The sequence below is a fragment of the Bacillus sp. LBG-1-113 genome (assembly GCF_020708615.1).
GTDB classification, from domain to species: Bacteria; Bacillota; Bacilli; order Bacillales; family Bacillaceae; genus Bacillus; species Bacillus mojavensis.
Map to the genome: position 1 here is coordinate 150,264 of NZ_JAJFDG010000008.1, position 13,034 is coordinate 163,297.

Consider the following 13,034-nt stretch of genomic DNA (forward strand, 5'->3'; position numbering starts at 1 on the left):
TATGCTACAGGCGGGCAGCTGCTTACTTTTGAACGTTTTGTTAAAAACAAAAAAGAGGCTGACCTTTCAGCCTCTTCTTTGTTCTTATTTAGATAACATCAGAGATTGCTGAGTGAAAATTTTCTCAACATCTTTTTGTGTATAAGCAGGGAAATATTCTCCGCCGCCAACTTTAGCAATTGCGTTCAGCTGGCCTTTATACCCTTCTTTATAGTCAAATCCAATTACATTTACTGTGATGTTGTCTTTATGAAGTTCTCTTGCTGTTTTGATCGGGTTGCCGCCGCATGTTTCCTCACCGTCTGTTAGCAGATAAACGACTTTTTCTCCTTTTGCATCAAGCTGATCGAAAGAAGATTTCGCCTCGTTCAGCGCTTTTGCGATCGGTGTCCAGCCAGTCGGCCCGATTGTGTTAAGAGAATTGAGGAAGCTCTGTTCGTTAAAGCTTTGGAAGCCGTATACGTTGCGAATCGCTTCGCATGATTGAACTTTTCCGGAATTTTTATTGTTTCCTTCTGAACCAAACACACTCATTTTCACTTGAGTGTCTGCAGGCAGTGAGCTTGCAAACTTTGAAATTTCTTTTTTGGCTGAATTAAATTTAGATACACCGTCTATTCTTTTCGCCATGCTTCCGCTGGCATCAAGCAAAACCGCCACGCTTGCCGGAGCTTCAGCCTTCGGTTCTGTTTTTTCAGCAGCAAAAGCAGGTGACGTCAGTCCAAATAGCAATCCTGTCATCATGATCAGTGAAAATCTTTTTTTCATGTTCTTGCCCCTTTTCAAGTTTGTTTCTGCGTGCAGATGTTCAACGCTGAACATAACTAATCGTAATCGACAAAAACAGAGAAATAAATAGGGCGGGCTTCCCCATTGCCTCTGTTTACTTTTGCATAGAAATCTTTATTTTTATTAGTGATTTCCGCCTAACAGCAGGATGAAAAATCATGATTGTCAGCCTTTCGCCTTTCGTTATATGAGTCTGTCGAAGTCAGTCGATCAATGTGGATTTCTTTACCACAAGCTCAGTGTCAGCAAATATGAAAAAGGAACTGATTCCCTCATCCTCATATAGACTTTAAAATACGCAGAAGGCCTTTAGGCGGTCTTTAGCCGCTTTTAAATAAAAAGGCTTAGGAACAGAATATGCGCTTATAAACGGCAAAAAAGACGCTTTATGAAGCGTCCTTTTATTTCTTCGCCATATATTTATTCAAAAACGAATCTGCGGTTGAAATCTGTGTTCCTTGATAATAATACTTCACAATCTCATCAACTGTTTTGCCCTCTTTGGCCATAAAATTAGCTCCATACTGGCTCATTCCCACACCGTGGCCAAAGCCTTTCGTGGTAATGGTAATGGTGTCTCCATTTCGTTTCCATTCAAAATCAGCTGAATTGAGGCCAAGCTTTTCGCGTATGTCCCTTCCTTTCAGCTTCTTGCCGTTAATGACGGCTGTTGCCACCTGATGGCCCGGTGTTTCTCCGGTGATCTCTCCGACAGTATTTGACCCATTCAGCTGGACGCCAAGCTTTTGTTCAAATTGTGCCACTGTAAAGGTTCTGGTGGCCTTATACTTCGGGGATTTTTTATCCCAAGAGCTTTTGACGCTTTTTAAATAAGGAATGGCACTTGTCCAATATGCTTCCGCATTTTCTGTATAACCGTTGCTTGTGGAGAAAAAGGAGGCTTCAATCGGCTGGTTGTTGTACGTTAAGATTTTGCCTTGCGTACTGGCAACCGCATCTGTGATTCTTTTCAGCTTTGCTTCATAATCTGCGCCCCACTGTTTCTTCAGCTCCGGTTTGCTTTTGTACACCTGGAACATCTGAGTATCATCGACCAGCGAGCCTTTAGGGGCCTCTACTGCGGAATTTGAGACCATCAGCCTGACAATAAACGTTCTTGCGGCGAGAGCCTGAGCCTTCAGCGCTTCAGGTTCAAAGGTAGCCGGCATTTCGGAGGCGACGACTCCGATGACATACTCTTCAAGCGGAATATCTTCTACGGATTGATTGGCGGTTCGATAGACTGGGATAGAAACAGGCGAAGCTTTCAATGTTTCCGCTCCTTTAGATTCTTGTATCGTATTGACTGCTGTCTTTCCTGATTCTCCTCTGGCCCCCGCTTCCTTATTATGCTGAAACGGAATCACTAAGAGTGTGGGGACCAAGAGAATCAATGCACATAGTATGGATAGTGTGATTGCGAATTGTTTCATATTTAGCTGCCTCCTGCTCGGGATTCGACTCTAGTCTAGTCTATGGGCAGGGACAAGCTAATATGACTCTCCTTTTGGACAGAAACTTTATTTGTCATTTACGTATTCTTTTTTGCTATTTTGCGCATAATGATGATAATACACTAAAAATAAAAAACCAGTATGCCAGAATGACATACTGATTTTTAATCCTTTATGCGTTTAAGTCTGAAACTACTTCTTTGCTTTCTTGCTCAGAAGCAGACTCATCGTTTACACGTTCGATGTCTGCGCCAAGACCGGCAAGCTTCTGATGGAAATCAACATAACCGCGGTCTAAGTGTTTCAGTTCAGTAACACGTGTATGACCTTCAGCCACTAACCCCGCAAGAATCAACGCTGCGCCTGCACGCAAGTCAGTAGCTGCAACTTCAGCTCCTTGAAGCTGTACAGGGCCGTTAATAATCACAGAACGTCCTTCAATCTTGATATCACCATTCATACGGCGGAATTCTTCCGCGTGCATAAAACGGTTTTCAAAAACAGTTTCTGTAATCATGCTTGTGCCGCTTGCACGAAGCAGAAGCGCCATCATTTGTGATTGCATATCAGTCGGGAATCCCGGATGAGGCATTGTTTTAATGTCAATCGGTTTCAATTCTTTCGGACCGATTACACGAAGGCCTTCTCCTTCATCCTTAATCGTAACACCCATTTCTTCCATTTTTGCGATTAAAGAAGTGAGATGTTCAGGTACTGCTCCTTTAACTAAAACATTTCCTTCAGTGATTGCAGCGGCAACCATAAATGTGCCCGCTTCAATACGGTCAGGTATAATATGGTGTCTTACGCCGTGAAGCTTATCGACTCCTTCAATTTTGATGGTGCCGGTGCCCGCTCCGCGGATTTTTCCGCCCATGCCGTTGATATAGTTTGCTAAATCAACGATTTCAGGCTCTTTCGCCACGTTTTCAAGCGTTGTTGTTCCTTCAGCTAAAGCAGCTGCCATAATCAGGTTTTCTGTTGCTCCCACACTTGGGAAATCCAGATAGATCTTTGCGCCTTGCAGACGGCCTTTTACTTCAGCTTCAATGAAGCCATTACCGACTTTAATTTCTGCGCCCATTGCTTCAAAACCTTTTAAATGCTGGTCTATTGGTCTAGATCCAATTGCGCATCCGCCTGGAAGCGCTACTCTTGCATGACCTGTACGCGCTAGAAGCGGTCCCATGACAAGCACAGACGCACGCATTTTACGCACATATTCAAAAGGTGCTTCAGTTTGCAAAGCGTATGAAGCATCTACAGTGACTTCATTATTCTCAAAATGCACATCTGCTCCTAAATGACGCAACACTTCATTAATTGTATATACATCGGAGAGCGTAGGTACATCACAAATTACGCTTTTTTCTTCACTTGCTAATAAAGATGCAGCGATAACTGGTAAAACAGCATTTTTAGCGCCTTCAACTTTGACTGTGCCGTTTAACTTTTGACCGCCGCGGACGATGATTTTTTCCAAGGTATTCCCCTCCGCGTCCCTAAATTCTCTATATTAATATTCAGTCGTAACGATTGGTGTGCCAACCGTAACGATATGTTTTCCGCCCATTCCTGCACTTCTAAGTGCAATTTGCAAATTCATTTTATGTTTTGAGGTCATGATAGACTCTTTCCACTCATCTGTATACGCAGAAATAGAAACGAAACTTGGCTCGACTACATGTTCAACAGATCTTGCTTGAAATTCATTTAATAACTGATTTGCTTTTTTTTGCAAAACAATATTCATATTATCATCTAAGTGACCATTTAGACAAGTAAAAGTAACTACTTTTTCTTGGAATATCCCGAGTGCCTGCCGTTCAAACTGTTCATATGTATCATTCCAGCTAATCGGTGTCTCAAGACTCATTTGCTCATATAATAAATACGAAGTTGGGTTGTGTTTTTTGAGGGTTGTGACAAGCTGCAGTTTAAAAGAAGTATGATTTTTTTTGTCAGTATACGTGCCAATGGCCTTTACTATTGAATCTTCCTGTGCAAGTGCCCAATTATATTGACGATACTCTGATTTTAAACGTTGCACTTTTTTATAAAATTCTTTTTCGTTCAGAGACATATTTTGTTTTGCATGCAATGTCCACTTATCAATTGACACATTCTGGCGTTCCATTCCCTGTGCAATTTGAGCTAATGGCGTTAACTCACTCGCATGAATCGTATGGAAAACAGCAATGACGAAGCTTAACACAACAGATACAATAATAGCATGGCTTACTTGTTTTTTCTTCATTATGATCTCTCCCCCTAATCTCCAGTTTTACCGGAGGCAAGGGGCGCCATACGTGGAAATCTTCGTCAAAACTCGCGTTATTCCAGGAAGCGTTTTAACCCGCTTCCCCAGCCATTCCCATGTTTTCGGCAATCAAAACCTATCAAAATAAATAGGGAAGCTGCTGTGAATAATTAAGGTAATCTAAAAAGAAGTTTCCGACAGTCGTTCCGATTGCAATGGTCAGCAAAATCATCAGGAGTCTTGCCTGCACGACTTTGCCTTTTCTGATTAACGGATCAATATTGACGGCTTGCAGCGCCCACCAAGTAACCGCGATAAAAATCAAGTGAACGATAATGCCAATTGCAGCCTGCTGTCCCAATACGCTCATCTATCCGCACTCCTTTCATCCATTCTCCGCTTTATACCCTTTCTTATTATATAAGAAGAAGAGATAAAGATGATACATTTTATACAGAACGGAATATTCATCCAAAACTAGGGCTAATCTCCGCTTAAACAGCGGCTCTTTTGCATGGTATACTTTTTTGGAAAGGAGCTGGCAATTATGAATCATTCTTTTTTTCAGCCTGAAAAGCAATATGGTGAGGACTTGCCTGTATTTGAGCAGGAATGGGAAGCAATTGCATTCTATTATGATTATAGACAGTCACAGATTGAAGAACTGAATGAATTGTGTCAGTTTTATAACATTTCTCTCACCCATACGAGAGAAAGCCTAGAAGAGCTTGAAAATCTTTATTTTCAAAGTATACAAGAGCTTTTGCTTGCTGATTGGAATCTTCCTATTGAAGAATTCGAGAAGATGATCAGTGTTTATCTTATAGATTGTGTAATTGCCCACCACGAAGATGCTGAATGGATCGTAAAGCCTTATCCGTATACAGACGGGGCTTATACAATGGGCTTTAGAAGAAACCGTAAATCATGGCATACCGTGAATTGCTGTGACTGGTTATACTTGCGTCAAAAAGAGAGTCAGCCGCTGCTGTCACTGTTTGATTCTCTTGTGCAGTCATAAAAAAAATCCTTCTCATTAAGAGAAGGATTTTTTATTATTTCCCTGCTACATCCAATCTGTTCAAAGCCCGCTGTAATGCAAGCTCAGCCCGACGAATGTCAGTATCATCTGATTGAGAATTCAAACGCTCCTGCGCCCGCTGACGTGCAGCTTCAGCGCGCTCTTTATCGATGCCTTCCGCTGTCTCAGCAGTTTGGGCAAGGATGGTCACCTGATCAGGACGGACTTCTATAAATCCGCCGCTGACGGCAACCAATTCAGTCTGTCCGTCTTTTTTCAGACGAACAGCACCAATTTTAAGAGGAGCCACGGTTGGAATATGACCTGGCAAAATACCGAGATCGCCGCTTTCGGCTCTCACACTCACCATTTCGATATTCGCATCGTATACTGGGCCGTCGGGAGTAACGATATTGACTTGAACGGTCTTCATGCTTTTACCCTCCTAGGACCAGTTTAAACTTCTACACCCATTTCTTTTGCTTTCTCAATAACTTCTTCGATACGGCCTACAAGACGGAACGCATCTTCAGGAAGATGGTCGTATTTGCCGGCTAAGATTTCTTTGAAACCTTGAACCGTTTCTTTTACAGGCACGTAAGAACCTTTTTGGCCAGTGAACTGTTCAGCCACGTGGAAGTTTTGAGAAAGGAAGAACTGAATGCGGCGTGCGCGTTGAACGATAAGTTTATCTTCGTCACTCAATTCATCCATACCGAGAATCGCAATGATATCCTGAAGCTCTTTGTAACGCTGAAGCGTTGATTGAACTTCACGGGCAACCGCATAATGCTCTTCTCCGACAATTTCTGGAGCAAGGGCGCGTGATGTAGAAGCCAACGGATCAACCGCAGGGTAGATACCCATTTCAGTTAACTTACGCTCAAGGTTTGTTGTCGCATCCAAGTGAGCGAACGTCGTTGCCGGCGCCGGGTCAGTGTAGTCATCGGCAGGCACGTAGATCGCCTGGATAGATGTAACGGATCCAACGTTTGTAGACGTGATACGCTCTTGAAGCTGACCCATTTCAGTTGCAAGCGTCGGCTGATAACCAACCGCAGAAGGCATACGGCCGAGAAGGGCAGAAACCTCTGAACCCGCTTGTGTGAAACGGAAGATGTTATCGATGAAGAACAGTACGTCCTGTCCTTGCTCATCACGGAAATGCTCAGCCATTGTAAGACCTGTCAGTGCAACACGCATACGTGCGCCCGGCGGCTCGTTCATTTGTCCGAATACCATGGCTGTTTTGTTGATTACGCCTGAATCGCTCATCTCGTAGAAAAGGTCGTTCCCTTCACGAGTACGCTCTCCTACGCCGGCGAATACAGAGATACCGCCGTGCTCTTGCGCGATGTTGTTGATCAATTCCTGGATTAATACGGTTTTACCTACACCGGCACCGCCGAACAATCCGATCTTACCGCCCTTGATGTATGGAGCAAGCAAGTCAACAACTTTAATTCCTGTTTCAAGGATTTCAACTTCTGTTGAAAGCTGATCAAATGAAGGAGCCTGTCTGTGAATCGGATCCTTCTTCGCATCCGCAGGAACCGGCTCATTTAAATCAATATTTTCTCCGAGTACGTTAAATACACGGCCGAGTGTCACATTACCAACCGGAACTGAAATCGGCGCTCCCGTATCGACAGCTTCCATTCCGCGCTGCACACCATCCGTAGATGCCATTGCGATTGTACGGACTGTGTCATCGCCTAAATGAAGAGCGACCTCAAGCGTCAAATCAATACCTACTTCGTTTTCACTTCCAGCCGGCTGTGAAATTTTAATCGCATTATATATTTCAGGTAAGTGACCATCTTCAAAACGTACGTCGACAACTGGCCCTAATACCTGGCTAACGCGTCCTTTCTTCATCGCTATCCCTCCTGACAAAATCTTTCTATTCTAAAGCGGCTGCTCCGCCGACAATTTCCGTAATTTCTTGTGTAATCGCTGCTTGGCGAGCGCGGTTGTAAGAAAGCGAAAGTGAATCGATAAGATCCTTCGCATTGTCTGTCGCGTTTTTCATCGCCGTCATTCTCGCAGCATGTTCACTTGCTTTACTGTCAAGAAGCGCACCGAAGATTAAGCTTTCTGCGTATTGAGGAAGCAAAACCTCCAGAACCTCCTCTTCAGACGGTTCAAATTCATAAGACGCCGTTCTTTTTCCGCCGCCGCCCAAATCAGATAGCGGCAGAAGTTTTTTCTCCGTCACTTCTTGAGAAATGGCGCTGACATAATGGTTATATACAAGATGCAATTCATCAAATGCACTGTCTATAAACATTTGAATCGTTTGACGGGCAAGGTCCTTAATTTCTGAAAACGACACTTCGTCTCCAAGTCCTGTTAGCTCGGAAATGATCGGAATATCGCGTTTTTTAAAGAAATCACGGCCCACTCGTCCGATAACGATCACTGCATACTCATCCTTAGACTGATGACGTTCTTGAATGGCCTGATAAGCACTCCGTAAAACCGAACTGTTAAAAGCGCCAGCAAGACCGCGATCAGATGTAATGACGAGGTATGCCGTCTTTTTCACATCTCTGCTGAGAAGCATCGGATGTTTCGCGCTGCCGGATACTTTTCCGACATTTGATACAACCTCTTGGATCTTATCCATATATGGCACAAATGATTTTGCGTTGTTTTCAGCACGATTCAGCTTAGCTGCAGATACCATCTGCATGGCTTTTGTAATCTGGCTCGTTTTTTTCGTTGACGTGATCCTTGACTTAATATCGCGTAATGAGGCCAAAGATTTCACCACCTTTTCTCTTCATTTGCGTAAAAAGAGAGAAAAAGAGAACCTTTTTCTCTCATCAGCATTCGAGTTAGTTGCTTGGTGCAAATGTGCGTTTGAAGCCTTCGATTGCAGCTGCGAAGTCTTCATCAGCAGGAAGGTTCCCTGTTTTTGCAATTCCGTCAAGCAGTTCTTTATGGTTTTGGTCAAGGTACATGTAGTACTCTTCTTCAAAACGTCTGATGTCCGCTACAGGAATATCATCAAGATATCCTTTTGTCAGCGCATAAAGAATGGCTACCTGTTTTTCAACCGGAAGCGGCTTGTTCAGATCCTGCTTCAGCACTTCAACTGTACGCGCACCGCGGTTCAGTTTCGCCTGAGTCGCTTGGTCGAGGTCGGATCCGAATTGAGCGAATGCTTCCAGCTCACGGTATGATGCAAGATCAAGACGCAATGTTCCTGATACTTTTTTCATCGCTTTGATTTGCGCGGAACCGCCGACACGTGATACAGACAATCCGGCGTTGATCGCTGGGCGTACGCCTGAGAAGAACAAATCAGATTGCAGGAAGATCTGTCCGTCAGTGATGGAAATAACGTTTGTCGGGATATACGCTGAGATATCTCCGGCTTGAGTTTCTACGAACGGCAGAGCTGTAATTGATCCTGCGCCTTTCGCGTCGCTAAGCTTTGCTGCACGCTCAAGCAGACGGGAATGAAGATAGAATACATCCCCCGGGAACGCTTCACGGCCTGGCGGACGGCGAAGAAGCAAGGACAGCTCACGGTAAGCAGCCGCTTGTTTAGAAAGATCATCGTATACAACAAGAACGTGCTTGCCATTGTACATAAATTCTTCTGCCATTGTAACCCCTGCATACGGAGCAAGGTACAGAAGTGGTGCCGGCTGTGACGCAGACGCCGTTACAACAATTGTATAATCAAGCGCGCCGTGCTTACGCAATGTTTCAACTACGCCGCGGACTGTAGATTCTTTTTGACCGATCGCTACATATACGCAGATCATGTCTTGGCCTTTTTGGTTTAAGATCGAATCGATCGCAACAGATGTTTTACCTGTTTGACGGTCACCGATGATCAGCTCACGCTGGCCGCGGCCGATTGGAATCAGTGCATCAATTGCTTTAATACCAGTTTGAAGCGGTTCATGAACGGATTTACGGTCCATAACACCAGGTGCCTGGCTTTCGATCGGACGTGTTTTGCTTGTGAGGATCGGGCCAAGACCGTCTACCGGCTGACCTAACGGGTTCACAATACGGCCGATTAACTCTTCACCGACAGGAACCTCCATGATGCGGCCTGTTCTTTTTACTTCGTCCCCTTCACGGATCTCTGTGTAAGGTCCTAAGATAACGATACCTACGTTTGATTCTTCAAGGTTTTGAGCCATACCCAAAACGCCGTTTGAAAACTCAACAAGTTCACCGGCCATACAGTTGTCAAGACCGTGTACACGAGCAATACCGTCACCGACTTGGATGACTGTACCTACGTCATGAACTTCAATTTCAGATTGATAATTTTGTATTTGCTGTTTTATCAGCGTGCTAATCTCTTCAGCTTTGATGCTCACTTAGGTTTCACCCCTTCTATCGATTTTCCCCGGCAAGTTGACGTTCAATGCGATGAAGCTTTCCGCTTACGCTGCCGTCAAAAATCCGGTTTCCAATGCGGACTTTAATGCCGCCTATTAAATCCGTCTGCACTTCATTTCTGATTCTCAGTGAAGCGACTCCGGCTTTTTTTGCAAACACTTGTGATAATGAAGAAATTTCAGCATCCGTCAGTGGTTTAACTGAATATACAATTGCGTCTTCTGTTTGACGGGCCTCATTTGCGAGTTTCACAAACTCATCTGTGAGATCAGGCACAATTGTTGCCCGATGACGGTCAATCAAAAGAAAAATCGTATGAAGCACGGACTGTGATAAAGATCCAAAAGCGTTTTGGATGAGCTCTTTTTTCTTTGCGCCCGGCACCTTCGGATGGTTTAACACATCATTTAGCGCTTTTTCATTTTGAAATACTTCTTTTACAACTTTTAGCTCTTCTTCTACCTGATTGAGCTGAGAGGACTCATTGGCAATATCGAAAAGAGCTGATGCATATCGTTTAGAGACAGCTGATCCACTCATCGGCTTTCTCCTACCTCTTTAAGATAGTCCTGGATCAATTTCTCTTGAGCCTGTTCATCCAGTTCTTTTTCGATCACTTTCGACGCAATCATGACAGAAAGAGACGCTACTTGCTCACGGAGAGCAGAAACCGCCTGTTCTTTTTCCTTCACGATTTCAGTTCTGGCTGCTTCTTTCAGACGTTCAGATTCTGCACGCGCAGCCTGAATAATCTCTTCTTTTTGGTTCTCTCCCAGTTTCTTCGCGTTTTCGATAAGCGTTTGGGATTCCTGTCTTGCTTCTTTTAACAGAGCGCGCTGCTCATCAATCAGCTGCTGCGCTTCTTTATTTTTTTCTTCAGCAGACGTAATTTCTCCAGCGATATGATCTTCACGCTGTTTCATTATGTTTAATAGCGGCCCTAAAGCGTATTTCTTCAGAAGCGCTAATAAAATTAACATAGCTAACAGTTGGAACAGGATATCTCCGCCGTTAAACGACAGTCCTAGTTCAAGTGGTAATTGAGACATCTACTACGGCAACTCCCTTCTGCAGGTTTTTCTTTGCTGATCCAGCAGCCGCACTTGTCTCTTTTCAGCCGGCAAGGCGGGATGCTTATCAGACATAAAGCAATGGCGAAGGTTCTCTTGGAATGATCTTCGCCATTTTTAGTTCATATAAGGCTTTTATGCTTAGCCAAAGAACGCTAAGAATGCGATAACGACAGCGATAATAGGAAGGGCCTCAACTAATGCGATACCCATGAACATAAGAGTTCTAAGTTCTTTACCTGCCTCCGGCTGACGGGCAATCCCCTCTACCGTACGTGAAACAATCAAACCGTTACCAATACCTGCACCAAGTGCGCCTAAACCAATTGCAATCGCAGCTGCTATTAAATTCATGAAAAAGTTCCTCCTTTAAAATGTTATCCGTTTGGATATAATGTTTTAATGATCATTACTGATTTTATGAGACATGTACACCATCGTCAGCATCGTAAAGATAAACGCCTGGATGGCACCTATAAATAAACTGAATGCCTGCCATGCCAGCATCGGCAGAATGGCGCCGATTGTACCGACAAGTCCGAGAACCACGCTTTGCGAATAGAAGCTTGTCGCCAATCCCGCAAGCAGTCCGAGAAGAATCTCACCGGCGAAGATGTTACCATAAAGCCGCAAACCGAGAGTCAGCGTATTTGCAAACTCTTCTATGATTTTCATCGGGAGCATGAACGGAACAGGTCTCAAATACTCCTTGGAATATTCCTTGAGCCCTTTCATCTTCACACCATAATAATGGGTTAAAGCGACAACCATTACGGCAAGCGTTAATGTAATGGCAGGATCGGCTGTCGGAGATTTCCACCAGAGCTCATGTCCGATTGTGACAGAGAACGGCAGCCCCAGCATATTCGACACAAATATGTACATCAGCAATGTGACACCAAGTGCCAAGAAGTTAGCCCCTGTTTTCAAATCCATTGTACTGCCGATAATATTGCGGACAAAATCAACAATCCATTCCATAAAGTTCTGGGCTTTTCCCGGACGGATCGAAAGCGTTCTTGTGGTAAGGATGGCAATCAATAACACGATCACACTCGCCACAGTAATCATCAGAATGTTTGTCAGATTAAAAGTAAGACCTAGTAATTCAATAGTTCTGTATTCATGATTCAAAGGGTTTTCACCTCTCTTCCATTGATGAACGTTTAAGCTGGATAAAGGAATCTATCATAATGACAGGATAAATTGTCATTAATCCAATAACTGTGCTTGCCATATGAAAATGCTCGGGATATTTATAGGCAACAGCCGCAGCAAGTATCGCATTGCACCACCGCGCTGCGCTCCCAAGGGATCGTATGGACTTGCCTTTCGCAACGGCCCTGTCAAAAGCATTCATTCTTCTGACGAGCAGTAAAAAATTAAACAAACTGAAAACAGTTCCCAGAATAAGGCCTAAAAAAACGGTTTTATACGCTGTTAAACCATAACCCAGTACATACGCTGCCAAAATGAACAATAGATATTTTCGTTGTCTGCTAAATTGTAGCTTGGGATCGTCCATCAACTATCTGTCTCCTGATGAAAAAATAATGTATTTCTTGGATACGGCAAAATCAGCGGTTAACCCTAGTAGAAGACCTTTTTTGTCCGGCAAAACGGGCCTGTTCGAAAAAATCATTCATCCGCAAGCCTTGCAGGGATGCTGTTTCATTCGCTTGAATAAATCCTCATAAAACGGGTTTTCTGGGAGGATTTACATTGGGGATGAGGACTATAATGAAAGCTATGAAAACCTTCTCATAATACCCTCGTTTAGCATACAATAGCCCCTAACATGTGTCAATCTGTTTAAAGTTAAAAAACTTTTTATACTGTAAGCCTCCACAGAATGTTCACATTTTCACCTATAATTGTATAGAGATTCACCGAATAGCAAAAAACTGGATAATAAAAAAGAAAACCCGTTGGCGGGTTTTCTTCAGGCTGTCGAGAAAATCTCGACAGCCTTTATTTTTTCTTAAAATACCCACTCTCCTGTAATAAAATAAAAGAAAGACTTCAAAAGGACGGTGTCTTTCTCATGTTCCACACAAGAAATTCTTCTC

Annotated in this window: 15 protein-coding genes; 1 reads left to right on the top strand and 14 read right to left on the bottom strand. The window is 43.7% G+C overall.

Features of this window, described 5'->3' with window-relative positions:
- Positions 1-84: 84 nt before the first annotated feature.
- The 5 genes from LJF29_RS17305 to LJF29_RS17325 form a co-directional block, all read right to left on the bottom strand.
- Positions 85-768: a vWA domain-containing protein gene (locus LJF29_RS17305; protein ID WP_010332222.1), complete on the bottom strand. Its 684-nt coding sequence runs from the start codon at positions 766-768 to the stop codon at positions 85-87.
- Between the two features lie 422 nt (positions 769-1,190).
- A complete protein-coding gene (gene spoIID / locus LJF29_RS17310; protein WP_010332223.1) occupies positions 1,191-2,222 on the bottom strand; it encodes a stage II sporulation protein D in 1,032 nt (343 codons plus the stop codon).
- Between the two features lie 193 nt (positions 2,223-2,415).
- On the bottom strand, positions 2,416-3,726 hold the full coding sequence (gene murA, locus LJF29_RS17315) for a UDP-N-acetylglucosamine 1-carboxyvinyltransferase (RefSeq protein WP_010332224.1): 1,311 nt from the start codon (positions 3,724-3,726) through the stop codon (positions 2,416-2,418).
- A gap of 33 nt (positions 3,727-3,759) precedes the next feature.
- Positions 3,760-4,500 (bottom strand): YwmB family TATA-box binding protein, encoded by a 741-nt coding sequence (locus tag LJF29_RS17320; RefSeq protein ID WP_229149855.1) that lies wholly within the window; start codon positions 4,498-4,500, stop codon positions 3,760-3,762.
- A 142-nt stretch (positions 4,501-4,642) separates the two neighbouring features.
- Positions 4,643-4,873 carry a DUF1146 family protein gene (locus tag LJF29_RS17325; RefSeq protein ID WP_010332226.1) on the bottom strand — a complete coding sequence of 77 codons (231 nt, stop codon included), beginning with the start codon at positions 4,871-4,873 and terminating at the stop codon, positions 4,643-4,645.
- 177 nt (positions 4,874-5,050) lie between these two features.
- On the opposite strand from LJF29_RS17325, the gene LJF29_RS17330 reads away from it, so the two are divergent.
- Positions 5,051-5,524: a hypothetical protein gene (locus tag LJF29_RS17330; protein ID WP_229149858.1), complete on the top strand. Its 474-nt coding sequence runs from the start codon at positions 5,051-5,053 to the stop codon at positions 5,522-5,524.
- 34 nt (positions 5,525-5,558) lie between these two features.
- Here the strand turns inward: LJF29_RS17330 and LJF29_RS17335 are convergent, their stop codons facing one another.
- From LJF29_RS17335 to atpI, 9 genes are all read right to left on the bottom strand, one after another.
- Positions 5,559-5,957, bottom strand: a complete 399-nt coding sequence (locus LJF29_RS17335; protein WP_010332228.1) for a F0F1 ATP synthase subunit epsilon — start codon at positions 5,955-5,957, stop codon at positions 5,559-5,561.
- A gap of 23 nt (positions 5,958-5,980) precedes the next feature.
- Positions 5,981-7,402 (bottom strand): F0F1 ATP synthase subunit beta, encoded by a 1,422-nt coding sequence (gene atpD, locus LJF29_RS17340; protein WP_010332229.1) that lies wholly within the window; start codon positions 7,400-7,402, stop codon positions 5,981-5,983.
- Positions 7,403-7,427: 25 nt separating this feature from the next.
- On the bottom strand, positions 7,428-8,288 hold the full coding sequence (gene atpG, locus LJF29_RS17345; protein ID WP_229149860.1) for an ATP synthase F1 subunit gamma: 861 nt from the start codon (positions 8,286-8,288) through the stop codon (positions 7,428-7,430).
- 76 nt (positions 8,289-8,364) lie between these two features.
- A complete protein-coding gene (gene atpA / locus LJF29_RS17350) occupies positions 8,365-9,873 on the bottom strand; it encodes a F0F1 ATP synthase subunit alpha (protein WP_010332231.1) in 1,509 nt (502 codons plus the stop codon).
- Between the two features lie 16 nt (positions 9,874-9,889).
- A complete protein-coding gene (locus LJF29_RS17355; RefSeq protein WP_010332232.1) occupies positions 9,890-10,435 on the bottom strand; it encodes a F0F1 ATP synthase subunit delta in 546 nt (181 codons plus the stop codon).
- Complete coding sequence (atpF, locus tag LJF29_RS17360) at positions 10,432-10,944, bottom strand: F0F1 ATP synthase subunit B (RefSeq protein WP_105990810.1); 513 nt, start codon at positions 10,942-10,944, stop codon at positions 10,432-10,434. The genes LJF29_RS17355 and atpF overlap by 4 nt, the downstream gene beginning before the upstream one ends.
- Positions 10,945-11,106: 162 nt before the next feature.
- Positions 11,107-11,319: a F0F1 ATP synthase subunit C gene (atpE, locus tag LJF29_RS17365; protein WP_003151167.1), complete on the bottom strand. Its 213-nt coding sequence runs from the start codon at positions 11,317-11,319 to the stop codon at positions 11,107-11,109.
- A 45-nt stretch (positions 11,320-11,364) separates the two neighbouring features.
- Positions 11,365-12,099, bottom strand: a complete 735-nt coding sequence (gene atpB / locus LJF29_RS17370; RefSeq protein ID WP_010332234.1) for a F0F1 ATP synthase subunit A — start codon at positions 12,097-12,099, stop codon at positions 11,365-11,367.
- Between the two features lie 7 nt (positions 12,100-12,106).
- Entirely contained in the window at positions 12,107-12,490 is a 384-nt protein-coding gene (gene atpI, locus LJF29_RS17375) for an ATP synthase subunit I (RefSeq protein ID WP_010332235.1), read from the bottom strand.
- Positions 12,491-13,034 lie beyond the last annotated feature (544 nt).

Excerpts from the sequence above, each read along its gene's own strand:
- atpD (WP_010332229.1), bottom strand. The coding sequence starts at position 7,402 with ATGAAGAAAGGACGCGTTAGCCAGGTATTAGGGCCAGTTGTCGACGTA.
- LJF29_RS17325 (WP_010332226.1), bottom strand. The coding sequence starts at position 4,873 with ATGAGCGTATTGGGACAGCAGGCTGCAATTGGCATTATCGTTCACTTG.
- LJF29_RS17355 (WP_010332232.1), bottom strand. The coding sequence starts at position 10,435 with ATGAGTGGATCAGCTGTCTCTAAACGATATGCATCAGCTCTTTTCGAT.
- spoIID (WP_010332223.1), bottom strand. The coding sequence starts at position 2,222 with ATGAAACAATTCGCAATCACACTATCCATACTATGTGCATTGATTCTC.
- LJF29_RS17330 (WP_229149858.1), top strand. The coding sequence starts at position 5,051 with ATGAATCATTCTTTTTTTCAGCCTGAAAAGCAATATGGTGAGGACTTG.
- atpE (WP_003151167.1), bottom strand. The coding sequence starts at position 11,319 with ATGAATTTAATAGCAGCTGCGATTGCAATTGGTTTAGGCGCACTTGGT.
- LJF29_RS17320 (WP_229149855.1), bottom strand. The coding sequence starts at position 4,500 with ATGAAGAAAAAACAAGTAAGCCATGCTATTATTGTATCTGTTGTGTTA.
- atpI (WP_010332235.1), bottom strand. The coding sequence starts at position 12,490 with ATGGACGATCCCAAGCTACAATTTAGCAGACAACGAAAATATCTATTG.
- LJF29_RS17305 (WP_010332222.1), bottom strand. The coding sequence starts at position 768 with ATGAAAAAAAGATTTTCACTGATCATGATGACAGGATTGCTATTTGGA.
- atpF (WP_105990810.1), bottom strand. The coding sequence starts at position 10,944 with ATGTCTCAATTACCACTTGAACTAGGACTGTCGTTTAACGGCGGAGAT.
- LJF29_RS17335 (WP_010332228.1), bottom strand. The coding sequence starts at position 5,957 with ATGAAGACCGTTCAAGTCAATATCGTTACTCCCGACGGCCCAGTATAC.